This is a genomic window from Actinomycetospora sp. NBRC 106375 (assembly GCF_030269665.1).
In the GTDB taxonomy this organism is placed as follows: domain Bacteria; phylum Actinomycetota; class Actinomycetes; order Mycobacteriales; family Pseudonocardiaceae; genus Actinomycetospora.
In genome coordinates, this window is record NZ_BSTS01000029.1 from 20232 (window position 1) to 41987 (window position 21756).

Below are 21756 nucleotides of genomic sequence, written 5' to 3' on the forward strand. Positions count from 1 at the left end.
GCGCATCGCAGCGGCGGTGGGGCGCGGCGGGCCGAGACGGCCGTCGTCATCCCCCGACGAGGTGTGCGATGCGCAGTGCGGGTCGGTCACCTGCTCGCAGAGCACCGTTGGTGATGAAGGCCATCTCCCCCCGGACCACCACGGCCGTCGTGCCCTGCAGGCCGTCACGACCGTCCAGCAGAGTTCGGCGGCTGCCGTGGGCCCCGATCCTGACGAGCTCGCTCGTGTCGTTGATCGCCGCGAGGATCTCGTCGCCGCGGCCGGTGAAGTCGAAGTCGTCCACGCCGGGGAGACCCGCGGCACGGACGACGCCCGCCTCGGACGCACCCGTCTGTGTCAACGGAATGCGCACGATCGTGCCCGCGTCGTAGTTGCTCACCCATGCTGCTCCGGCGTGCAGCTTCAGTCCGTTCGCCCCGAAGAACCGCGACGGAGCCAGGGCCGGGTCGGCGCTCCACACCGACGCTCGACCGCCGACCCGCGGGGCCTCCCACACCCGCCCGCCGGTCGAGTCGGTCACGAGGAAACGGTCCCCGGGCCCGTCGATGAGGAGCGCGTTCGGGAAGGTGTCGGCCGGCATGGGGACGATCAGTTCGGGCTCGGTGGAGCCGGGCACGAGTCGCCAGATTCCCGTCAGGCCGCCCTGCCCCGCCGCGTAGAGGAAGAACACCGTGCCGTCCGCGTCGCGCGCCACCCCGGTCACCTGAGCGGTCTCCACCACCGGTGTGGTGCGGCTTGCGGGCGCGGGCATGGCGACGAGGACCTCGATGCCGCCGTCCGCCCCGACACGGACGACCTGGCGGGCCCGCACCATCCCCACGATCGCCCCGCCGTCGGCGTCGGGCGCGACGCTCTCAGCGTTCTGCCCGGCGGACCGATCGAAGCTTGCGAGCACCCGCACATTGGCCAGCCCCGTGAGTTCGGACGAAGGCGGTGTCAGCGGCGGCGGTCCGGGCACGCACGCGACCGCGCCGAGCGTGGCCGCCACCACCACCGCTGCACCCAGCACTGACGACCAGCTCCGCCCGACGGAGGACGCACGCATCGTCACCGACCCCTCTCCGTCTCGTGGGCGAACCGTTCCCGACCGAGCGTCGCGAGCAGCTCGAGCTGGCCCACTGCCTTGCTGCCCGGGGCGGGTGAGTACACGATCAGCCGCTGGCCCGCGGTGGTCGCCAGGACGTCGAAGTCCAGTTCGAGGAGCCCGACCGCCGGATGGCGGATGCGCTTGCGCTCGCTCCGCCGGACGGCGACATCGTGCTCGGTCCAGAACTGCTCGAACTCCGAGCTCGCGGAGCGCAGCGCTGCGACCAGCCCCGTGGCGAAGCGATCCCCCGGTCGCGCCGCGACCGTGGCGCGGAGGTCCTCCACCTGGGCGCGGCCCTCCTTCTCGTGGTCACCGACCGGCTGCCGAGCGCGAAAGGCCGGCTCGGTGAACCAGCGGTAGGTGCAGCTGCGGGCATAGCCGCGCCGTGCGGCCTGCTCTCCCAGGAGAGCGTCGGCCAAGGAGTTCTGCGCGAGGACCACGTTGAGGTCCGAGGCGATCACCGCGGGCAGCGTCCCGAGATCGTCGAGCAGACGCAGGAGCGCCCGACCGACATGCTCGTCGCGCCCGACGCCGGTCGGAACCGGGAGCCCGGAGAGCCGGAACAGGTGGTCGCGCTCGTCGTAGCTGAGTCTGAGGGCACGAGCGAGGGCAGCAGCCATCGCGGCCGACGGGACCGCGCCCCGACCCTGCTCGAGCCGGGCGAGGTAGTCCGGCGACATCACGGCCAGCTGCGCGACCTCGAACCGCCGAAGCCCCGGCGTCCTCCGTCGGGATCCCTGCGGCATCCCGACGTCCGAGGGCTGCAGCAGGGCCCGTCGACGACGCAGGAAGTCCCCGAGCACGGCGCGATCCATGGCCTCCAGCGTGATCATTCCCGAGCCGGACAACCAGGACCTGTCTGGTCCACGCTCGCCGTCGGTCGGCGAGGCGTACCGCGAACCCGTCGCGGACCTGGCGAGCAGAGAAGCGCTGGTACGTCGAACGGCGTCGCGCAACGAAAGCTTGACAAAGCCGGAACAAATCCGGAGTCTGATGCTCTCAAACGGAACGCGTGCCACGTCACAGCACGCGATCGGTGACGAACGATCAAGCAAGGACTCACCGCCCGCACGGCACAGAGCGTCCCCGATCGAGCCCGCTCCACGGCTCGACACACACGGGACCTCTCCCTGACACGTCAGCGGACGCGCGCCCGACAGCGAGCGCTGCCCCGTGAACGAGATCAAGGGAGATCGCCAGTGCCGAATATCGACGACGCCGGAATGTCCTGGGGCTTCCGAACCATCGGTCGCGCGCGCACCCGCGACAGGTCCCGTGCTGGTGTCCTTCCCGCCGACATCGGCGACCGCGGTTGTTCATCCCGAGCCTCGTGCCCGCCTGCAACCGCGTGAGCCGCCGTCGCGCGGGCCTCGCGCGCGAGACGTGGCAGATGGCCTCACGATCGCCGTGACGGCATGCCCGCGGCCGGAACGACGAGACCCTCCTCCCCTGTTCCGCGCAGCCCGCCACCACCTTGTTCTCACCAACGTCACCACCCCTTTCGCCGCCGATTCGCGTGCACCGGGGTGTCATGCCGTACCCAACGAGGAGAATGGCCATGACTCATGGCGACAAGATCAAGCTGAGCATCCTGCCGACCGGCACGATGCACGGCGATCTGACGTGGCTGCTCATCGACCCGAATCGTATGGCGTCACGATCCCAGCCGATCCGCACGAGGGACTGGGTCGAGATTCCTACTCATGTCGTGTACATCGAGCATCCCGCGGGGCAGAAATTGATGTGGGATGCCGGCGTCCCGCGGGACTGGGCGACACGATGGGCGCCGACCGGCTTCGACGAGGTGTTCCCTGTCGACGCAACCACCGACGAGATGTGGCTCGATTCTCGTCTTCGCCAGCTCGGCCTAGAGCCTGGAGAAATCAACTACCTCCTGCTCTCACATCTGCATCTCGACCACGCGGGAAACGCAAGACTGTGGCAGGGCGCCGGCACGAAGATCATTCTCGACGAGGCCGAGAAGGCAGGCGCCCTCTCCTTCGACGGGCACAGCATGGGCGGCTACCTCCGATCCGACTACGACAACCTGGCATTGGACACCGTCAACGAGGACACGGAGATCCTTCCCGGGATCACGCTCCTGCAAGTACCCGGCCACACCTGGGGCACCCTGGCACTTCAGGTCGATCTCGCAGACTCGGGCACCATGATCTTCGCTTCCGATTCACTGTATCTGAAGGAATCCTACGGTCCCCCCGCGATCGCTGCTGGGATCGTCTACGACAGCATCGCGTGGTTCCGCTCCGTCGAGAAGATCCGTGCGATCCAAGAGAAGACGAACGCCACGATTGTCTTCGGGCATTCGGCTGACCAACTGCATCAGCTGCGGCTCGGCCCTCACGAGTACTACACATAGGCGGCCGCCCGACGCATGTCAGTACCGGGAAACTTGGAGACGCCCGTGCCACTCTACGATTACGCCTGCGTCTGCGGTGAGCGCTTCGAGGTGCTCATGCCCAGCTGGAGGAGCGCCAATCCTTACTGCCCTACCTGCGGTGAGGTCACGACCCGCCGACCGGCTGCGCCGGCGCTGAAGGGCATGACGTCACCACCTCCCCCGATGTCGGCAGCTCCGCATTCGTGGGAGGGGGTGGATCGCGGCAACCGTGAACTCCTCACGCGTTGGCGGCACGCTCTCGATCGACGCCAGGAATTCGAGTCCGTGCATCCCGAACACGCGGAGCGCCGCGATGCCGTCGCCGCACACGAGGGGATATTCGAAAACAGTCCCCTGACCTACAGGGAGATCGCCACGAGGGCCGAGACGCATCGTGACACGCGCGAGGCGGTGACAGAGGCGGGGCGTTCGCGGCTGGCGACCCATGACCAGGAATAGACGACTCCCGGATGCGAGAAGAAGCTCGAACCACCCCCGTCGACATCTCTGCCACAGAAAGCCTAGGTACTGACATGACGTCCGATCCGGATCTGAAGGTCAACCCTCCGGGCGCTCATCGCACGGAGCAGGACCGTCGACGCGCCCTCTGGGCTGCCATGTTCGGCACTCTCATCGAGTACTACGACTTCTACTTGTATGCCTTGGTCGCCGCCATTGCACTGGGTCCGCTCTTCTTCCCGCAGGCAGATCCGACCGTCGGCCTCATTGCCTCGTTCGCCACGTTGGCAGTCGGATGGTTCGCGCGTCCGGTGGGCGCACTGATCATGTCCCTCGTCGGTGATCGACTCGGGCGCAAGAACGTACTGCTGATCACCGTGCTGCTGATGGGCATCGCGACCTTTCTGATAGGGATTCTTCCGACCTACTCCAGTATCGGAGTCGCGGCTCCCATCATGCTGGTCTTCTTGCGGACGATCCAGGGCCTCGCAGCCGGTGGTGAATTCGCCGGCGCGCTGCTCATGTCGGTCGAATACGCACGGCCGAATCGGCGTGGACGGGCGAGCACGGCGACCACGTTCGGACAGTACGGCGGCATCATTCTCGCCAATGTCGTCCTGCTCGCGGTGTCGCTGCTGCCCGAGGAGCAGTTCATGGACTGGGGCTGGCGTGTTCCCTTCCTCGCCTCCGCCGCTCTTCTCGCCGTCGGGGTGCTGCTCCGGGCGAGAGTCAAGGAGACGCCGGTCTTCGAGGCCGCCCGAAAGACCAGTGGGCTGTCCGAACGACCCGTCACCGGGATGATCCGAACACAACGACGGCCACTGCTGCGGCTGGTCGGCGTGATGCTCATCGTAGCGACGGCCACGGCGTTCTACACATCCTACCTGCCGGCCTATGCCATCCAGTCCGACTTCTCCGCATCGGCGGCTCTCGCGATGAGTCTGGTCGGGACGATCGTCGGGTTCGTGGTCGCGCCGGCCGCTGCCGCGGCGTCCGATCATCTGGGCCGTCGTCGCGTGGCCTCGATCGGCGCCGTCCTGAATCCTTTTCTCGTGTGGATCGCCTTCGAGTCCGTCGGGCAAGGCTCTCTCTTCTTCGTCATCGTCGCCGGAGTCCTGGCGGCGCTCGCCCAGAGCCTGGTCCTGGGCCCGGTGGCGGTATGGGTGAGTGAATTCTTCCCGACCCGCTACCGCTACAGCGGAGCGTCAATCGGATACCAGGTCTCCTCGGCGATCGGCGCGGGCATCTTCCCTCTGGCCGCCGCGTCCTTGATGGCAGCGGCGGGAGGACCTCCTCATTTCGGCCTGGTGGTCGCGTATGTCGCCGTCATCGCAGCCGTGAGCCTGGTGGCGATGCACTTCTCCCCCGAGACGTCGCGGGCGACCTTCGCCGACCTCGACGGCGACGAACCACAGGAGTCGGCGGGTTCCCGAGCACAGGGCGGCCGGTCGGAGGACCCGCCGACGACCGGCCCCACACACGCCACGAGAAGAAAGGTGGACCCATGAGAACCAGAGCGGCTGTCCTCGAGAAGCCCGGCGACGATCAGTTCACGATCAGGGAGCTCGAGGTGGACGAGCCCGGGGCGGGAGAGGTTCACATCAGGTATGTGGCCTCGGGCCTCTGCCATTCCGACCTGCATCTGATCGACGGGATCATCGTCCCGCGCTACCCCATCGTCGCGGGCCACGAAGGTTCGGGCGTGGTCGAGGCCGTGGGCGCGGGCGTGACGAAGGTCGAGCCGGGCGATCACGTCGTCTGTAGCTTCATCCCCAGCTGCGGGCACTGCCGCTACTGCGCCACCGGTCATCAGAATCTCTGCGACCTCGGCGCGCACTTCCTCGCCGGTCGCCTGCCCGAGAGCGGTTTCCGATACCACGCGGACGGAACGGACTACGGCAGTCTTGCCATGCTCGGGACCTTCTCGGAGCGGGCTACGGTCCCGCAGCAGTCGGTGGTCAGGATCGATCCGTGGATCCCGCTCGACGTCGCTGCTCTCGTCGGGTGCGGCGTGCCCACGGGCTGGGGAAGCGCCGTCAACACCGGAGCGGTGCATGTCGGGGACGCCACCGTCGTCTACGGGATCGGTGGGATCGGGATCAATGCCGTTCAAGGTGCCGTCTTCGCCGGAGCGAAATACATCGTCGCGATCGATCCTCTTGACTTCAAACGACAGGCGGCTCTCGAGCTCGGCGCCACCCACGCCTTCGCCGACCCGGAGGAAGCGGCCGCAAAGGTGCACGAGCTGACCTGGGGCCAAGGTGCCGATCAGGCGATCGTGACCGTCGGGGTCGTCGATGAAGTAGTGCTCCGGCACGCTTTCGATGTCATCGGCAAAGGCAGCACCGTCGTCGTCACCGGACAGTCACACCCCGACAACCTGACAATCCAGATCCCGAGTGCTCTGTTGGTCCGTAACGAGAAAGTGATTCGTGGCTCGCAATTCGGTTCCAGCAACCCCCAGTACGACATCCTGAAGTTGCTGCGCCTCTACGATTCCGGTCACCTCAAGCTCGACGAGCTGGTCACCAAGCGGTACACCCTCGACCAGGTCAACGACGGCTACCAGGATCTCCTCGACGGAAAGATTATCCGAGGGCTCGTCGTACATTCGTGACCGCAGGCGGTCGATCACCAGGACCATGTCGCCCTCAACAGACCGGCCACCGGGTCGTCATCCGCTCGTGACGTGACCTCGTCCCGGAGGGCGCGCACCTGTCCCGGGGTCGCCCACGGGGAGAGGACCGCCGACAGCTTCCGGTCCAGAAGGGCGCGCCGCTCGAGCGCGGAGGGTGGTCCGGGTGAAGGTTCCTGCCGGGACCGCCCGCCGGCCGGGCCACCATCGACGGTGACGATCGCCTCGACGTTGTCGAGGCGATCGTTGCTGCGCACCGCGGTCCTTTCCAGCAGGCTGCGCACGTCCGCTCGTCGCGCGGTCGCATCGGTGAAGAGGGCCGGATCGGAGAGATCGCACCCCAGGACGACCAGCGCGACAGTCGCACCGACATGAAACTTGAGCTCCAACCCGGTGTCGGCGTTCCGGGTCACGATGTCGTGGAACTGCGGTCCGACCTCGATCTCGATACGGGCGTCCGGTCCGAGGTCCGTACCGGCCAGTCCGAGGCCCTCGGCCGCCGCGATCGCGGAGTGCGTCGCGAAACACGCGGCGTAACGCTTGAAGACGGTGTCGTGGATGCGTGGGGAAGGGTCGTGTCCAGACCCCGACTCACCGACCTCGCGGGCGCAGTAGACCGATGGCCATCCGGCGCCGGGATCGAGGATGTCGCTGGTCACGGCCAGGCCACTCGCTGCCGCCAGCGCCGCGAGGACACCGTTGTGCGCGGCCAACCCGACCTGCCAACTCTTCCCGTGCGAGCCGAAGGCGTGCTTGAGCCCGGAGCTTCCCGTGGCCGCGCCGGCAAGCGCTCTGGTCAGTGCGTCCTCGTCGAACCCCAGCGTGATCGCGGCCGAGGCCGCGGCACCGAACACCCCCAGCGCCGCCGTGGGGTGCCAGCCCGCTCGGCTCAGCGCGGCACCCCAGGCATCGCCCAGCGCGCACATCACCTCGACGCCCGCCACCACGCCGCGCAGCGCTGCTCCCCAGGAGCGTCCTGCGGTCTCGGCGACCGCCAGCGCCGACGCCACGACAGGGGCGCCGCAGTGTCCCGGCAGCCTGGCCATGACGTCGTCGTAGTCGAGCACGTGCGCCAATGTGCCGTTGATCAGGGCGGCGGTCTGCGGCGGCACCGTGGCGCCGGAGGCCAGGGAAGAAGCGGTGCCACCGCCCGCGTACTGCTCGAACCGACACAGCACAGCGGCCAGTTCCTCCTGGCGCGCCGCCGTGGCGACACCCACCCAGTCCAGGACGCAATCGGCGGCGAGCGCGAGAGCTGCTTCGTCGGCGGAGCCGGCCACCCGCGATCCGAGGACCGCCAGATCGTGAGCCGACAACGGTCTCGAGGAGACGACCATGGGACTCAGCTCTCGGGCGGGGAGAAGGTCGTGGTACGGCTCAGCCCGGCGGACCGTCCCTGGGCGGCGACGACGAGCGCCATCTTCCGGGACGCCTCGTCGATCATCTCGTCCCCGAGCATGACGGCACCGACGGCGCCACCCTCGGCGGAGGTGAAGTACGCGTAGGCGTCCAGGATGAGCTCCGCCCGGTCGTAGTCCGCCTGCGTCGGGGCGTAGACCCGATTGGCGATGTCGATCTGGTCGGGATGCAGGACCCATTTGCCGTCGAAACCCAGCGCCGCCGAGCGTTCCGCGGTGCGGAGGTAGCCCTCGGCATCGCGGACCCGCCCGTAGGGTCCGTCGATCGCCTGCAGGCCGTTGGCCCGCGCAGCCATCAGGATCGCCATCAGGATGTAGTGGTAGGCGTCGGACTCGTACCCGGGAGGCTGGTCGCCGACGACGAGGCTCCGCATGTTGATGCTGGCCATGAAGTCGGCCGGACCGAAGATGATGGTCTCGATCCTCGGCGAGGCGGCGCCGATGGCGTTCACGTTGGTCAGACCCTCGGCGTTCTCGATCTGCACCTCGATGCCGATCCGTCCGACCTCGAGCCCGAGCACCTTCTCCAACTGGGTCAAGGTCATGTCGAGCCACTGCACCTGCGCCGCGGTCTGCACCTTCGGCAGCATGATGCAGTCGACCTTCGGGCCGGCCTTCTCCACGACGGTGATGACGTCTCGGTAGGTCCACTCGGTGGTCAGGTCGTTGACGCGGACCGTCCGAATCTTGTCCTTCCAGTCGCCCTCGTCGAGCGCCGTGGCGATGGCATCCCGCGCCGCCGGCTTGGCCACCGGCGCGACCGAGTCCTCCAGGTCGAGGAAGACCTGGTCGGCGTCGGCGCTCTGGGCCTTCTCCAGGAAGCGGGCGCTGGATCCGGGAACGGCCAGACAGGAACGGCGGGGGCGTAGGAGACGGGTGTCGGTCATCAGGACTCCTCGGCGGTGACGGCTGCCGGGCGGCGCCGGACGTGCACGATGCGGTCCGCCTCGAAGACGGTCTGGTCGTCCTGGTTGCGTCCCCAGTGGTGGAACACGATCTCGCCGAGGCCGTCGTCGATCGGAGTGGCCGACACGACCTCGGTGAAGGCGTAGACGGTGTCGCCGTGGACGACGGGCCGGGCCAGCTTCATGGTGCGCAGCCCGATGTCGCGCACGAGGTTCTCCGACGCGTCCTGGCTCGCGAGCCCGATCACCACGGAGGCGGTGACTCCACCGAAGACGATGCGCGTGCCGACCGGCTGGTGTTTCTGGGAGTCCTCGTTGAAGTGCGCCTGGGCGGTGTTCACGCAGAGGTTGGTGAGCAGGACGCCTTCGAGCTCGTCGATCGTCTTGCCGCGCTTGTGTCGCATCCTGCGGCCGACGGGATAGTCCTCGAAGAAGGTTGCCGGACCCGTCACGGCGTCCGGGGACGGGGCGTTCATCGGGCCACCTTCCCGAGGAGCCGGTCGGAGATGATGCGCAGCTGGATCTCCGACGTGCCCTCGAAGATCTTGGTCAGGCGCGCGTCGCGCCAGTAGCGCTGGGCCGCGAAGTCGGTGGTGTAACCGGCCCCGCCGTGTACCTGCAGACCGTCGCTGGTGACCTTCTCGGCCATCTCGGAGGCGACGTACTTGGCCATGGCGGCCTCGTCCGAGCACGGCAGCCCGGCGTCGAGCAGGCGGGCGGTGTGGTGGGTGAGAGCACGAGCGGCCTCGATCTCGGCCGCCATGTGCGCCATCTTGAAGCGCAGGCCCTGGAAGCTGGCGATGGGCTCGCCGAACTGCACCCGCTCCCGGGCATAGGTGACGGCGTCCTCCAGCGCGCCGCGGGCCACGCCGACGGCACGGGCCGCGGTGTGGATGCGGGCGATGTCGAGGCTCACCATGCCGGCGTAGAAGCCTTCACCCTCGTTGCCGAGCAACGCCGAACCGGGCACCCGGACGTCGGACAGCCCGAGCTCGAAGGTGTTCCATCCGTGGTAGCCGATCTTGCGGACGGGCGCGGCCCGGATGCCGGCCGGGAAGGAACCCCGCTCCTTTTCGATCATGAACGCGCTGATGCCGAGGTGGCGCCTGCGCTCGTTCGGAGTCGGCGAGGTGCGGGCGAACAGGACGATGTAATCGGCCTGGTCGGCGAAGGTGCACCACATCTTCGCACCGTTGATGATCCAGTCGTCCCCGTCCCGGACCGCGCGGGTCCGGATGTTCGCGACGTCCGAGCCCGCTTCCGCCTCGGAGAGCGAGAAGGCACCGAGGTACTTGCCCTGGGCGGCGAGTGGCTCCAAGATCGCGCGGCGCTCGGCGGGCAGCGCCCTCGGCAGGGTGCTGGCCCGGATGATGCTGCCGACGCTCATCCAGGCGCGAGAGAGCTCCTCGGTGATGAGCGCGTACTCGAGGACGCCGAGACCGAGACCGCCGGACCGCTCGGGAAGCATGACCCCGAAGAAGCCGATCTCGGCCATCTTGTCCAGCAGGTCCTGCGGGATCACGCCGCCGATCGGGTCGAGCTCGTTCGCGACGGGTAGCACCTCCTTGAGGGCGAACTCCCGGGCCGCCTCGCGGAGGTGGAGCTGGTCCTCGGTGAGGACGTGGGCGGAAGGTTCGGACATCATGAGGCACTCCCTCGGACGACGAGGTTGGTCCGGACGAGCTCCAGGACGGGCTCGCGGGAGTCGACGTAACCCGTGGTGCGCCACGTGACGATGCCGGCGGTGGGGCGGCTCTTCGAGTCGCGGACCGCCAGCACCTCGCTGCGCGCGGTGAGAGTGCCGCCGGGATAGACCGGAGCCAGGAAGTCGACGGAATCGACGCCGAGGAACATCCCGCCGTCGCGCTCACTGGTGTCCTCGACGGACAGTCCGAGCACGGTGAGGAAGACGAAGTACGCATTGATCGGTCGCTGCTCGTGGCCGAGCTGCCGTGACCAGTGCGCGTTGGTGTAGAGCGGTGCGTAGTTCAGCGTCAGGCTGCCGAACAGCACGGCGTCCGTCTCGGAGAGCGTGCGGCCCCAGTGGTGCTCGAGCTGCTGCCCGACCTCGAAGGTCTCGAAGACCGGGCCCTTCTCCACGAGCTCGAAGTCTCCGGGGTCGAAGACCGGCCGCTCGGTCGTGATGGCCCCGTCGGCGCGGGCGGTCATCGCGTCACTCCTTCTTCACGCAGGCTGTCGATGGCATCGGCCGAGTAGCCGAGGTCGGAGAGGACGCGGTTCGTGTCCGCGCCCAGGAGCGGGGCCGACCGGGGTTCGGCTTCCGGTGGGCCGCCGAACTTGACGGGCTGTCCCGCGATACTGATCCGCGCGCCCGAGCCGGGGTGATCCACGGCGCGCACCATCCGTCGTGCGGCGACGTGCTCGTCCGCCACGATCTGGTCGACGGTCTGCACGGGGCCGAACGGGATCTGCGCGCCGAGCAGCTCCTTCAGCACGTCGATCGTGTGCCGTGCGGCCCAGTCCGACACGATCCCCACGACCTCGTCCCGGGACGCCGTGCGGTTCGCGCTGCGCGCGAAGGGATGGTCGCCGACGAGATCCTGACGGCCCATGATCGCGGCCAGACGCGCCCACAGATCGTCGTTCGGGGCAGCGATCGCGATCCACCCGTCCTCGGCCCGGTAGACGCCGAACGGAGCGAAGAAGGGGTGCGCGTTGCCGATCCGGCTCGGCACCGCCCCGGTGATCGAGTGCTGATATACGAGCCGCTCGCACAGCGAGACGATCGCGTCGTACATCGCCACGTCGACGAAACGGCCGCGCCCGCTGCGCTGGGCGTCGAGCATGGCGGCGAGGACACCGTTGATCAACAAAGACGCCGGAAAGATGTCGCCGAGGCCCGGACCGGTCTTCGTCGGTGCCCCGTTCGCGTCGCCCGTGATCCCCATCAGGCCCCCCATCGCCTGGGCGATCACGTCGTAGGCCGGCCAGTCGACGTACGGGCTGACGCCGGTCCGGGGATCTCCGAAACCCCGGATGCATCCGTAGACGAGGCGTGGGTTGACCTCCCGGAGTGCCTCGTAGGAGAAGCCGAGTCGCTCCATGACGCCGGCACGGAAGTTCTCGACGAGCGCGTCGGACCCGGCCACGAGCTCGAGGAAGACCTCACGCCCCTCGGGCGCCTTGAGATCGAGGCACACGCTGGCCTTGTTGCGATTGACGCTCGCGAAGTAGCCGCCGTAGGCGTCATCGTCGGAGAGGAAGGGGCCGGACCGCCGGATGAACTCGCCCGCCTGCGACTCGATCTTGATGACGTCGGCGCCGAAGTCGGCGAGCATCATGGTCGCGTAGGGCCCGGCGAGCATGTGCGTGAGGTCGATGACCCGGAAGCCACGGAGCGGCCCGGCGACGTCGGTCGTCGACACTGTCGATCTCCCCTGATCTCGTTCACGGCGCAGCGCCCGGTGCGGGCGCGCGTCCGCTGGCGTATCAGGGAGAGGTTCCGTGTCCGCGAGCCGTGAACCGGCCGGGAAGGGCCGCACGGCTCGGTCGAGGGCGCTCTGTGCTGTGCTGGCGGTGCTCGTCTACTGTCTGCTCACCAGGGTCGTGCTGTGTTACGGCACGCGTTCCATGGCACGGATCAAGCCTGCGTCGGAGATCGCGGGTTGTCAAGAAGCTGCTGTCGGGGCCGTCCGGAGGTGGCCGGTGCAGGTCGTGCGCGTCACCCTTGCTGTTCTTCGACAAGTCGCCGTCGACCAGCCGGTCGGCGTCTCCGCCCTGGCGCGCGCGCTGGAGTTGCCGAAGAGCACCACCCAACGGCACCTCAAGCTGCTCGCGGAGGAAGGGTGGCTGGTCGAGTCCGGCGCCGATCATGCGAAGTGGGAGCTCGGGCCGGCGTCGCAGGAGCTGGCGCGCCGGGCACCGGCGGAGCTGAACCTCCGGGACGCCGCTCTGCCCGCCATGCACCGTCTCGCGGCCGCCCAGAGGGAGACGGTGTACATGGCGGTCCCGTCGGGCGAGGCGGCGGTTCTGATCGAGCGGGTCGACAGCCCACAGCCCGTCCGGACCTACAACGCGCTCGGCACCCAGGTCCCGCTGCACGGACCCGCGACGGGCAAGGCCATCCTCGCCCACCTGCCCGGCCCGATGCGGGAGAACGTCCTCAACAGCCCTCTCACCAGGTTCAACCCCCGGACGTTGCACGCAGAAGACCTGGCCCGACAGCTCGACGAGGTTCGCACGAACGGTTTCGCCGTCAACGTCTGCGAATGGCGACCGGACGTCGTCGGCTTCGCCTCCCCCGTCCTGGACGGGGACGGCGCGCCGCTGTGCAGCATCGGACTGTCCATGCCCGCAAGTCGTTACGCACCGGAGAGGCTGCACGAGTGGGGGGCGGCAACGATCGTGGCGGCCACGGAGATCCGCACCTCGCTGGGGCTCCGGACCCCTCTGCTCTGACCCCGGCCGACCGCTTCCCGTCACCGCCCGCTCGCGGGTCCCGCGGCGACGGCCTCGCTCAGACCCTCTCCGCCTCGAGATTGTCCTGGTAGCGCCGTACCAGGTCGCGGAACGCCTGGCGGATCGCGGCCTGCGCGCTACCCCAGTAGTTCGCCTGGATCTCGTCGAGGAAGGTGTCCGCCGAGGTCAGCAGGTTCGTGCCGATCAGGCGGGTGCTGACCCAGTCGTTGGTGTGTGATGCCGCGAGGGTCGTCCACGCATCGATGACGACATGCTCGCCCACCTCGACGATCGCGCCGACCGCGAGGGTGCCGTACAGGGCACGCGCGGCCGTCCCTTCCGGCAGTTTCGCGTAACCGACGACGAGCACCTCGCGGCTCACGCTCACCCCACCGACGCCGCGTGAGTGGGCCCGCGACTAGGCATGGGCCGCGGCGTGCTCGGCAGCAAGACGTCCGAAGGTGAGCGACCGCAGGACGGACGTACCCGGCGGGTACTCGTGGTAGTACAACCCGGTGAGCTCTCCGGCCGCATAGAGGTGCGGAATCGTGACGTCCCCGGGCGTCACGACGCGCGCCGCCAGATCGGTGCGGACACCCCCGTAGGTGAAGGTGATGGCCGAGGTCAGGGGGATCCCGATGAACGGCGGCGTGTCGAGCGGAGTGGCCCAGTTGGACTTCGGCGGGGTGACGCCGATCGTCGACTTGCCGTCGAGGCGGTGAACGTCGAATTCCTGGGACCCGCACGCTGCATTGAAGCCCGCGACGGTCTTCTCCAGTGCTTCACTGTCGATGCCGAGTTTCGCGGCCAGGTCGCCGATCGTGTCGGCTCGCTCCGGCGGCACGTCGCTGAGCAGAGAGTGCTCGACGCCCGGAACGGCGAGAGTCTTCGCGTCGGCGATCCAATACGCCTCTTGGTTCTGATGGCGCCAGATCTCGAATCCGATGTGCTCGAAGGTGTTGTCCCACGTGTCGCGACCCTCGTCGAAGAAGCGGTCCGCGTTGCCGTTGACGAAGATGCCTGCGGCGAAGCCGTAGATCACGGCGTCCGCCGCGGACGTGCGAGTGTCCACGGCCTCCGCGTGGATCATGTCGAACTGGCCCGCGGTGTCCCCCCCGATCTCCGTGACCATCCGCAGGCCGTCTCCCCTGTTGTTCCGCACACCGGGCGCGATGAGTCTGAGGTCGCACGCCTTCGGCCCGACGTATCGAGACAGCATCTCGCTGCTGCCCTCGAACCCCCCACACGCCAGCACGACGTCGCGGGCGCCGAGCCGTCGGAGGAGTCCGTCGGGCCCCCGCGCCATCAGACCGTCGACCGCGCCGTCTTCCGAGATCGTGAGGCGCACGGCCTCCGTCTGGTAGAGGAGGTCGACCCCGGACCGACCTTCCAGGATTCGAGAGAGCGCCTCGACGATCGCCTTCCCGCCGCCGTCCGGGCGCCCCGCGGGCCGCATGGCGGGCGGGCCGCCGACGAGCGTGTGCGCGAACGGGAACTGATCGAAGAGGAGCTTGACGCCGCGTTCCTCGATGAAGCGCATCGTCGTGGGCGTCTCGCGCTCGAGCAGCCGGCAGTACTGATCGTCGGCGAGCCCGGCGGAAACCCGCTGCATCCTCTTCGTCCAGTCGGGGTCGAGGGTCCGGTCCTCGGCCACGCGCAGGAAAGCACCCGTCCATCGTGTTGCTCCGCCACGCTCCTCACGCGGAGCACGTTCGAGGACCGCGATGCGGGCCCCCTCTCGTGCCTCCGCGTAGGTCACGGCTGCCGCGAGGCCCGCGGCACCGTGCCCGACCACGACGAGGTCGTACTCTTCGGTTGCTGCCATGATGCGCTCCTGCTCTCCTTCGACTCGGACACCGATGCTGTGTCGAAATCTGATGTGGCACACGCGGCCGTCTATCGGAACGTGAAAGGGTCGGCGAGTCCGGAGGTGGACGACTCGAACCAGATCGACTTCGGTTGGGTGAATTCCGCGAACCCATCCAGCCCGTTCTCACGGCCGAAGCCGCTGGACTTGGACCCGCCGAACGGGATCGAGAACTGCATCGCCCGGTAGGTGTTCACCCACACGGTGCCGGCCTCGAGCCGACGCGCCGCGCGATGCGCCCGGGCGAAGTCGTTCGTCCACACTCCCGCGGCCAGACCGAAGTCGGAGTCGTTGGCGATCGCGATGGCCTCGTCGTCGCTGTCGAATCGGAGGACGGACAACACAGGACCGAAGAGCTCGTTACGAGCCACGGACATGTCGTTCGTGACGCCGTCGAGGACGGTGGGTGGATAGAACCAACCTCGATCGGGGCGGGGCGCGTCCGGTCCGCCTGCCACGACGACCGCACCCTCCTCGATGGCCTCCTCGACCCGAGAGGCGACACCGATGTGGATCTTCTCCTGTGACAGCGGCCCCATTTCCGTCTCGGGGAGCTGAGGGTCGCCCAACTTGATGGTGCGGGCTCGCTCGCCCACCGCCTTCACCAGCTCGTCCGCAATATCTGCGTGGACGAGCAGCCGGGAACCGGCCACGCAGGTCTGGCCCGCCGCCGCGAAGATGCCGGCGATCACTCCGTTGACGACCTTGTCGACGTCGACGTCGGGAAAAACGATGTTCGCGGACTTGCCGCCGAGCTCGAGGACGGTCTGTTTGAGACCGGCCGCAGCACGCGCTGTGACATGGCGCGCCGAGTCGGGGCCTCCGGTGAAGAAGACCTTACGGACGAGGGGATGCCCGACAAGGGCGTCGCCGGCCTCGTGACCATATCCGGTCACGATGTTCAGGCATCCGTCGGGAAGCCCTGCTTCCTGGGCCAGCCGGCCCAACAGGAGAAGTGAGAGCGCATTGATTTCGGGTGGCTTGACAACGACCGTGTTGCCCGCGGCCAGAGCGGGAGCGATACCCATCGCGCCGAGCATCATGGGCGAGTTGAACGCCGGGATGACACCGATGACGCCGTAGGGCTCACGCACGGTGACAGCCATGATCGACTCGCTGTCGTGCGGGATGTGTCGACCGTCGCCGTGATGGGCGAGGGTGGCGTAATAGTGGTACCAATTGCGCAAGAGCACTTGCTGGTCGCGAACTTCGCGGATGACCTTACCGGCGTCCCGGCTCTCGAGCCCGGCGAGTTCGCTCGCGTGCTCGGCGATCAGGTCGCCCAGCCGCCAGAGCACCTCCGCCCGCCGCGACGGTCCTGTCCGACGCCACGTCGCGAATGCCCGGTGCGCGCCGTCGACCGCTCGATCCACGTCGGAACCGCTACCCCGGGCGATCTCCGCCCACGGCTCGGTGGTCATCGGGTCCATGGTGGGGAGATAGGTCCCCTCGGCCGGCTCGGCCGATACGCCGTCGATCCAGTGCAGGTGGCGCTTCAGTGACGTCACGACATTTCCTCCGATTGCTGCTCGTCTCATCGAGCAATCTGCTGAGCGAGATCGACGACTATCGGCTCGCGATCACGGTGTCGTCCCGGCATCGGGGCCGACGGCCGCCCCGGGAACGACGCTCACATCCAGGTGGGGCATCCACGCCGGGCGGGCGCGCTCGTACTGCGTGATCACGTCGAGCTGGCCGAGGACGAGTGCCACATCATCGAGTCCGTGCAGAAGGACCTCACGGACCTGGTCGTCGAGGTGGAACGTGCCGCTACCACCTGTCCACATGACGCGCATCGTCGTCAGGTCCAGTTCGACGCCGCTGTCCGGGTCGCGTTCGGCGGCCGCCTGCAGGCTCCGGCAGAGCTCAGGGGGGACGACCGCGGGCACGACGCCGGCCTGAGCGCAGTTTCCGGTGAAGATGTCGGAGAACGACGGCGCAACGACGGCGTCGAAACCGTACTGCTGCAGACCCCACACTGCGTGCTCGCGGGAGGATCCCGAGCCGAAGTTGCTACCGGCGACCAGAATGCGCGCACCGGAGAACCGGGGATCGTTGAACACGAACTCAGGGTCGCGGCGCCACTCGTGGAAGACGAATTCGCCGAAGCCATCTCGTTCGACGCGGGAGAGGAACTGTTTCGGCATGATCTGGTCGGTGTCGACATCGTCTCGGACGAGCGGCATCATGCGGCCGCGGACCCACAGCACCGGTTCCATCTCAGACCTCCCGGACGTCGACGAAGTGCCCGGTAACGGCGGCCGCCGCCGCCATGGCCGGCGAGACCAGGTGCGTCCGGGCGCCGGCTCCCTGTCGACCTTCGAAGTTGCGGTTCGAGGTCGAGGCGATCCGTTCCCCCCGTTCGGCGACGTCTTCGTTCATGCCCAGGCACAACGAACAGCCCGGCTCTCGCCATTCGAAACCCGCCCGACGGAACACCTCGTCAAGGCCTTCCTGTTCGGCTTGAATCTTGACCGGAACGGAACCCGGGACGACCATGGCTTTGACCCCGTGGGCTACCTTTCGTCCGTCCAGGACGTTCGCCGCCATTCGAAGGTCCTCGATCCGGGAGTTCGTACAGCTCCCGATGAAGACCCGGTCCAGACGCAGATCGACAATTCGTTCGCCGCCCACCAGCCCCATGTAGTCGAGGGCTTGCTCGGCCTGGTTCCCGTTCGGGGATTCTTCGGGCTTGGGCACCCGGCCGCCGACGGGGACGCTCATGGCGGGAGTGGTCCCCCACGTGACGGTCGGTTCGATCTCATCGGCGCGGAGGCTCACCACACGGTCGAAGGCTGCGTCGCCGTCGGTCCGCAACGCCCTCCAGTCGCGCTCCGCCTCCCGCCATGCTTCGTCGATGGGCGCGAAGCGGCGCTCGCGGACGTAGGCGAGGGTGGTGTCGTCCGGTGCGATCAGCCCGACCCTGGCTCCGGCCTCCGCCGACATGTTGCACAACGTCAGGCGACCCTCGACCGACAGCGCGCGAACGGCTGCTCCGCGGTACTCGACCGCGTACCCGGTCGCACCGCCGAAGCCGAGGAGACGGACCACCGTCAGGGCGAGATCCTTCGGAGTGACCCCGACCGGGAGGGCGCCGTCGACCTCGACGGCCAGCTGACGCAAGGGATTGACGAGCAGGCACTGTGTGGCCAGGACCTGCTCGACCTGGCTGGTGCCGATGCCGAAGGCGAGTGCTCCGAGCGCGCCGTGGGTCGCCGTGTGGCTGTCGCCGCACGCCACCGTGATCCCCGGACGAGTCAGACCCGTCTCGGGGCCCAGCACGTGGACGATGCCCTGTCGGTGGGAGCCGAGCCCGAACAACGGGACCCCGTGGGTGGCGCAGTTGCGCCGCAGCAGATCCAATTGTGCTGCAGCGAGCGGGTCGCGGAGGGGTGCCGACCGATCTCCGGTCGGCACGTTGTGGTCCATCGTGGCCACGGTGGCGGCCGGTCTGCGCACCGGGAGCCCCCGGATGTCCAGCCCGCCGAACGCCTGGGGGCTGAGTTCGTGCACGAGGTGCAAGTCGATGTAGAGGAGGTCCCGACCGCGAATGCGATCGACCAGGTGTTGCTCCCAGAGCTTCTGCGCCAGGGTCTTTCCCATCTCCGGCCTCCGCTCGGTCAGCTTGCCTCGGCGGCGGGGTGGCGCTCGATCTCGGCGACGACGGCGTCGCCGAAGCTCGACGTGCTCACCGCGGGGCCTGCACCAGCAAGATCGGGTGTGCGGGTGCCGCGACGCAGGACCGAGGCAACCGCTCGTTCGATGTCGGCGGCGGCGCTGTCGTGGCCGAGGCTGTGGCGCAGCATCATGGCGGCCGAGAGGATCGCGGCCGCCGGATTGACGGCGCCCGTCCCGGCGATGTCCGGGGCCGAGCCGTGAACGGGTTCGTAGAGGCCGAACCGATCGCTGCGGAGGCTGCCGGACGGAAGCAGTCCCAACGAGCCGACCAGGCCGGCAAGTTCGTCGCTGAGAACGTCGCCGAAGAGGTTCTCCGTGACGATCACATCGAAGTCCTGCGGCCGGAGGACCAGCTGCATGGCGCAGTTGTCGACGTAGAGGTGGTCGAGGGTGACCTGGGGGAAGTCGGAAGCGACCTCGTCGACGACATCACGCCACAGGCGTGACGACTCCAGCACGTTCGCCTTGTCGACGGAGGCCAGACGTCCCTCGCGGGCTGCGGCGAGCTCGAACGCGACGACGGCGATCCGGCGGACCTGCTCGGCGGTGTAGGACATCGTGTCCCACCCGATCTCGGTCGATCCGTCGCGGCGCCGACCGCGCTCCGGCGAGAAGTACAGCCCTCCGACGGCCTCGCGGACGAGCAGGATGTCGACCGTCGGCACCCGTAGAGGAGAGGCTTCCGGCACGAGGGTCGACGCGGGCCGGAGGTTGGCAAAGAGGTCGAGGTCGCGGCGCAGCCTCAGCAGTCCTCCGGGTCCGGGGTTGCGATCCGCCGGTAGCCCATCCCATCGGGGACCACCGACCGCCCCCACCAGAAGAGCGTCGCTGGCCTCGCACAGCGCGAGCGTGTCGTCAGGCAGGGGCACACCGGTCTCCTCGATGGCGGCGCCACCGAGCAATCCGTGCTCGAGGGTCAGTCCCAGCCCGGCCCGCGTGGCGGCAGCGCGGAGGGCCCGGACCGCCTCATGCGTCACCTCGGGGCCGACGCCGTCGCCGGACAGAACGGCAACTCGAGCTTCGTTCGCGGGGAGTCGGGTCATCGGGTCGTCCTTTCACCGGGCGTGCGTCATGGGGGAGCCGGCGTTCGCATGCCATGGATGGTGAGTCCTCGGTCGAGGCGATCGTCGTGAGCGACAGCGTCGGGCGGGCCGCGACAGTGCACCGTCGCGGTCCCGCCTCCGGCGGTACCGGAGCACACCCGAGGCGCTCGGAGGAAAGCAGGCGCCTCGGAGGCCGAGGTCCTGCGAGGAGATCGGCGTATCTGATGGCGTTCGACGCGACGGGTTCGCGCGCCCTCACCGTCTCCCGAATGGGGCGTCAGCCCGACGGCGAGGCGTGCGTCGGCGGGGACGCACGGACTGCTGTGGTCATCGCATGTCCCATAGTCCGCTCTCCTCGTTGAGTTGAACTACTGCCAGGCAGGAACGTCTGACGTGATTGAGCGACAATCTAACTCGGGGTGTCCTGGACCACAAGGGTGTGCGATAGATTGTCCGACGGCCGTGTCCCACCATCGGGAGTGTTGGGTGAGGAAGTCAGAGGCGAACGCCGCCACCGACAGGCGGTCCGTGATCGAGCAGGCTGCCGCCCAGATCCGAGAACGCATCAAGTACGGGCGGCTCGCGCCGGGTCAGAGGCTCATCGAGGCAGATCTCATCGGGCAGCTACTCGTGAGCCGCAGCACCATACGAGCCGCGTTCAGCCAGCTCGCGGCAGAGGGCATCATCACCTTGGAGCGAAACCGGGGCGCGCACGTCCGACTGCTGCAGGTGGACGAGATACAGGAGCTCTACGAGCTGCGTGCCGTCCTCGAGGGACGGGCAGCGGGCCTGGTCTCGGAGCGCGCCGAACCCGCGTGTCTCGTCGAGGTGCGAGAACTCGACGTGCGGAACAAGGACTTCCACGACGGCGGCAGCTTCGCGGAGTACTGGAGCTTCAACGAAGGCCTGCACCGAGCGATCCTCGACTGGTGCGGTAACGACATGCTTCGGCGGATGGCGGAACAGACCCGAACGTTGACCCACCATTACCACCTGCAGGCTGCGGCACAGGGGGACCCTGGTCGACCCGTGTCGATCGACCACGCCTGCGAGCAACATCAAGCGATCCTCGAGGCCATCCTGAGCGGCACGCCGGATGCGGCGGAACGAGCCATGCGCGAGCACGTGCGCGACAACGGCCGGTCCATCGTGGCCTTTCTCGAGGCCGAACAGGCGGCGTCGACCGTGCGGCCACTCGGACGCTCACTCGGCTAGCAGCGGGCGACGCGGGGGCTCAGGCACGCATCTCGGACCACCGGACGGCGCCGTCGGGGGACGCATCCATCCCGGCCGGGACGGGACGACACCGATTCGATCAGTGCCCGTGCGGGAGAGTTGGCCGGTTCTCGACGTCGTCGAAGACCAGGGAGGTGCGCGTCGCCAGGACGCCGGGCATCGCCTGGAGACGCTCGAGCACGAGTCGTCGCAGCGCGTCGTTGTCCTCGGCCCGCACGAGCAGGATCACGTCGAACTCTCCGGCGACCAGTGCCACGTGCTCGACCTCGGGGACGTGACGGAGGCGTTCCCGCAGCTCGCGCCACGAGCTCTGCTGCACGCTCATCGTCACGTAGGCCGAGGTGCCGAGGCCGAGCATGCGGGGATCGGTGGTGGCGGTGAAGCCGGTGATCACCGAGGAGCTCGTCAACCGCTCGAGCCGGGCGTAGGCGTTGGCCCGGGAGATGCGCACCCGCTCGGCCAGTGCGCGTACCGAGAGTCGGCCGTCGGCCTGGAGCGCGGACACGATCCGCCGGTCGACTTCGTCGAGCGCAGCCATTCGTCTCACCTCGCGCAGCGTTTCAGCAGTGTTGCGGCACTTCGTCTGGGTGACAGTCCGCTCTGTAACCGTC

General features: G+C 68.3%; 21 protein-coding genes. 6 read left to right on the top strand and 15 right to left on the bottom strand.

Annotation, left to right across the window (positions count from 1 at the left end; translation table 11 throughout):
* Positions 1-46: 46 nt before the first annotated feature.
* Both QSK03_RS30220 and QSK03_RS30225 read right to left on the bottom strand, forming a co-directional pair.
* Positions 47-1009, bottom strand: a complete 963-nt coding sequence (locus QSK03_RS30220; protein WP_285659305.1) for an SMP-30/gluconolactonase/LRE family protein — start codon at positions 1007-1009, stop codon at positions 47-49.
* Between the two features lie 38 nt (positions 1010-1047).
* Positions 1048-1902: an MmyB family transcriptional regulator gene (locus QSK03_RS30225; RefSeq protein WP_285659306.1), complete on the bottom strand. Its 855-nt coding sequence runs from the start codon at positions 1900-1902 to the stop codon at positions 1048-1050.
* 743 nt (positions 1903-2645) lie between these two features.
* Here QSK03_RS30225 and QSK03_RS30230 point away from each other — a divergent pair.
* From QSK03_RS30230 to QSK03_RS30245, 4 genes are all read left to right on the top strand, one after another.
* On the top strand, positions 2646-3464 hold the full coding sequence (locus QSK03_RS30230) for an N-acyl homoserine lactonase family protein (protein ID WP_285659307.1): 819 nt from the start codon (positions 2646-2648) through the stop codon (positions 3462-3464).
* A gap of 45 nt (positions 3465-3509) precedes the next feature.
* Entirely contained in the window at positions 3510-3944 is a 435-nt protein-coding gene (locus QSK03_RS30235) for an FmdB family zinc ribbon protein (protein ID WP_285659308.1), read from the top strand.
* A 74-nt stretch (positions 3945-4018) separates the two neighbouring features.
* Complete coding sequence (locus QSK03_RS30240) at positions 4019-5452, top strand: MFS transporter (protein ID WP_285659309.1); 1434 nt, start codon at positions 4019-4021, stop codon at positions 5450-5452.
* The gene (locus tag QSK03_RS30245; protein WP_285659310.1) at positions 5449-6561 is read left to right on the top strand and encodes an NDMA-dependent alcohol dehydrogenase; all 1113 of its coding nucleotides are present in this window, start codon (positions 5449-5451) and stop codon (positions 6559-6561) included. The genes QSK03_RS30240 and QSK03_RS30245 overlap by 4 nt, the downstream gene beginning before the upstream one ends.
* Before the next feature lie 14 nt (positions 6562-6575).
* On the opposite strand, the gene QSK03_RS30250 is transcribed toward QSK03_RS30245, so the two are convergent.
* The 6 genes from QSK03_RS30250 to QSK03_RS30275 are packed head-to-tail and all read right to left on the bottom strand — an operon-like array spanning position 6576 to position 12288.
* Positions 6576-7916, bottom strand: coding sequence for an MmgE/PrpD family protein (locus QSK03_RS30250; RefSeq protein ID WP_285659311.1), 1341 nt, complete (start codon positions 7914-7916; stop codon positions 6576-6578).
* Positions 7917-7921: 5 nt separating this feature from the next.
* Positions 7922-8884, bottom strand: coding sequence for an HpcH/HpaI aldolase/citrate lyase family protein (locus tag QSK03_RS30255; RefSeq protein ID WP_285659312.1), 963 nt, complete (start codon positions 8882-8884; stop codon positions 7922-7924).
* Positions 8884-9378, bottom strand: a complete 495-nt coding sequence (locus QSK03_RS30260) for a MaoC family dehydratase (RefSeq protein ID WP_285659313.1) — start codon at positions 9376-9378, stop codon at positions 8884-8886. Before QSK03_RS30260 ends, QSK03_RS30255 begins: the two co-directional genes overlap by 1 nt.
* Positions 9375-10547 (bottom strand): acyl-CoA dehydrogenase family protein, encoded by a 1173-nt coding sequence (locus QSK03_RS30265; RefSeq protein ID WP_285659314.1) that lies wholly within the window; start codon positions 10545-10547, stop codon positions 9375-9377. Before QSK03_RS30265 ends, QSK03_RS30260 begins: the two co-directional genes overlap by 4 nt.
* Complete coding sequence (locus QSK03_RS30270; RefSeq protein ID WP_285659315.1) at positions 10544-11071, bottom strand: MaoC family dehydratase; 528 nt, start codon at positions 11069-11071, stop codon at positions 10544-10546. The genes QSK03_RS30265 and QSK03_RS30270 overlap by 4 nt, the downstream gene beginning before the upstream one ends.
* Positions 11068-12288: a CaiB/BaiF CoA transferase family protein gene (locus QSK03_RS30275; RefSeq protein ID WP_285659316.1), complete on the bottom strand. Its 1221-nt coding sequence runs from the start codon at positions 12286-12288 to the stop codon at positions 11068-11070. The genes QSK03_RS30270 and QSK03_RS30275 overlap by 4 nt, the downstream gene beginning before the upstream one ends.
* Positions 12289-12568: 280 nt before the next feature.
* Between QSK03_RS30275 and QSK03_RS30280 the strand changes: the two genes are divergently transcribed.
* The gene (locus tag QSK03_RS30280) at positions 12569-13321 is read left to right on the top strand and encodes an IclR family transcriptional regulator (RefSeq protein ID WP_285659317.1); all 753 of its coding nucleotides are present in this window, start codon (positions 12569-12571) and stop codon (positions 13319-13321) included.
* Positions 13322-13379: 58 nt separating this feature from the next.
* On the opposite strand, the gene QSK03_RS30285 is transcribed toward QSK03_RS30280, so the two are convergent.
* From QSK03_RS30285 to leuB, 6 genes are all read right to left on the bottom strand, one after another.
* Positions 13380-13703: a DUF3870 domain-containing protein gene (locus QSK03_RS30285; RefSeq protein ID WP_285659318.1), complete on the bottom strand. Its 324-nt coding sequence runs from the start codon at positions 13701-13703 to the stop codon at positions 13380-13382.
* Between the two features lie 36 nt (positions 13704-13739).
* The gene (locus tag QSK03_RS30290; protein ID WP_285659319.1) at positions 13740-15146 is read right to left on the bottom strand and encodes an FAD-binding protein; all 1407 of its coding nucleotides are present in this window, start codon (positions 15144-15146) and stop codon (positions 13740-13742) included.
* Between the two features lie 71 nt (positions 15147-15217).
* A complete protein-coding gene (locus tag QSK03_RS30295; RefSeq protein ID WP_285659320.1) occupies positions 15218-16696 on the bottom strand; it encodes an aldehyde dehydrogenase in 1479 nt (492 codons plus the stop codon).
* A 72-nt stretch (positions 16697-16768) separates the two neighbouring features.
* Entirely contained in the window at positions 16769-17407 is a 639-nt protein-coding gene (leuD, locus tag QSK03_RS30300) for a 3-isopropylmalate dehydratase small subunit (RefSeq protein ID WP_285659321.1), read from the bottom strand.
* 1 nt (position 17408) lies between these two features.
* The gene (gene leuC / locus QSK03_RS30305; protein ID WP_285659322.1) at positions 17409-18791 is read right to left on the bottom strand and encodes a 3-isopropylmalate dehydratase large subunit; all 1383 of its coding nucleotides are present in this window, start codon (positions 18789-18791) and stop codon (positions 17409-17411) included.
* Positions 18792-18808: 17 nt separating this feature from the next.
* Positions 18809-19909, bottom strand: a complete 1101-nt coding sequence (leuB, locus tag QSK03_RS30310; protein WP_285659323.1) for a 3-isopropylmalate dehydrogenase — start codon at positions 19907-19909, stop codon at positions 18809-18811.
* 486 nt (positions 19910-20395) lie between these two features.
* Between leuB and QSK03_RS30315 the strand changes: the two genes are divergently transcribed.
* Positions 20396-21124 (top strand): GntR family transcriptional regulator, encoded by a 729-nt coding sequence (locus tag QSK03_RS30315; RefSeq protein ID WP_285659324.1) that lies wholly within the window; start codon positions 20396-20398, stop codon positions 21122-21124.
* A 100-nt stretch (positions 21125-21224) separates the two neighbouring features.
* On the opposite strand, the gene QSK03_RS30320 is transcribed toward QSK03_RS30315, so the two are convergent.
* Positions 21225-21683: an Lrp/AsnC family transcriptional regulator gene (locus QSK03_RS30320; protein ID WP_285659325.1), complete on the bottom strand. Its 459-nt coding sequence runs from the start codon at positions 21681-21683 to the stop codon at positions 21225-21227.
* Positions 21684-21756 lie beyond the last annotated feature (73 nt).

Excerpts from the sequence above, each read along its gene's own strand:
- QSK03_RS30270 (WP_285659315.1), bottom strand. The coding sequence starts at position 11,071 with ATGACCGCCCGCGCCGACGGGGCCATCACGACCGAGCGGCCGGTCTTC.
- QSK03_RS30250 (WP_285659311.1), bottom strand. The coding sequence starts at position 7,916 with ATGGTCGTCTCCTCGAGACCGTTGTCGGCTCACGATCTGGCGGTCCTC.
- QSK03_RS30245 (WP_285659310.1), top strand. The coding sequence starts at position 5,449 with ATGAGAACCAGAGCGGCTGTCCTCGAGAAGCCCGGCGACGATCAGTTC.
- QSK03_RS30225 (WP_285659306.1), bottom strand. The coding sequence starts at position 1,902 with ATGGATCGCGCCGTGCTCGGGGACTTCCTGCGTCGTCGACGGGCCCTG.
- leuC (WP_285659322.1), bottom strand. The coding sequence starts at position 18,791 with ATGGGAAAGACCCTGGCGCAGAAGCTCTGGGAGCAACACCTGGTCGAT.
- QSK03_RS30230 (WP_285659307.1), top strand. The coding sequence starts at position 2,646 with ATGACTCATGGCGACAAGATCAAGCTGAGCATCCTGCCGACCGGCACG.
- QSK03_RS30255 (WP_285659312.1), bottom strand. The coding sequence starts at position 8,884 with ATGACCGACACCCGTCTCCTACGCCCCCGCCGTTCCTGTCTGGCCGTT.
- QSK03_RS30290 (WP_285659319.1), bottom strand. The coding sequence starts at position 15,146 with ATGGCAGCAACCGAAGAGTACGACCTCGTCGTGGTCGGGCACGGTGCC.
- leuD (WP_285659321.1), bottom strand. The coding sequence starts at position 17,407 with ATGGAACCGGTGCTGTGGGTCCGCGGCCGCATGATGCCGCTCGTCCGA.
- QSK03_RS30260 (WP_285659313.1), bottom strand. The coding sequence starts at position 9,378 with ATGAACGCCCCGTCCCCGGACGCCGTGACGGGTCCGGCAACCTTCTTC.
- QSK03_RS30240 (WP_285659309.1), top strand. The coding sequence starts at position 4,019 with ATGACGTCCGATCCGGATCTGAAGGTCAACCCTCCGGGCGCTCATCGC.
- QSK03_RS30265 (WP_285659314.1), bottom strand. The coding sequence starts at position 10,547 with ATGATGTCCGAACCTTCCGCCCACGTCCTCACCGAGGACCAGCTCCAC.
- leuB (WP_285659323.1), bottom strand. The coding sequence starts at position 19,909 with ATGACCCGACTCCCCGCGAACGAAGCTCGAGTTGCCGTTCTGTCCGGC.
- QSK03_RS30320 (WP_285659325.1), bottom strand. The coding sequence starts at position 21,683 with ATGGCTGCGCTCGACGAAGTCGACCGGCGGATCGTGTCCGCGCTCCAG.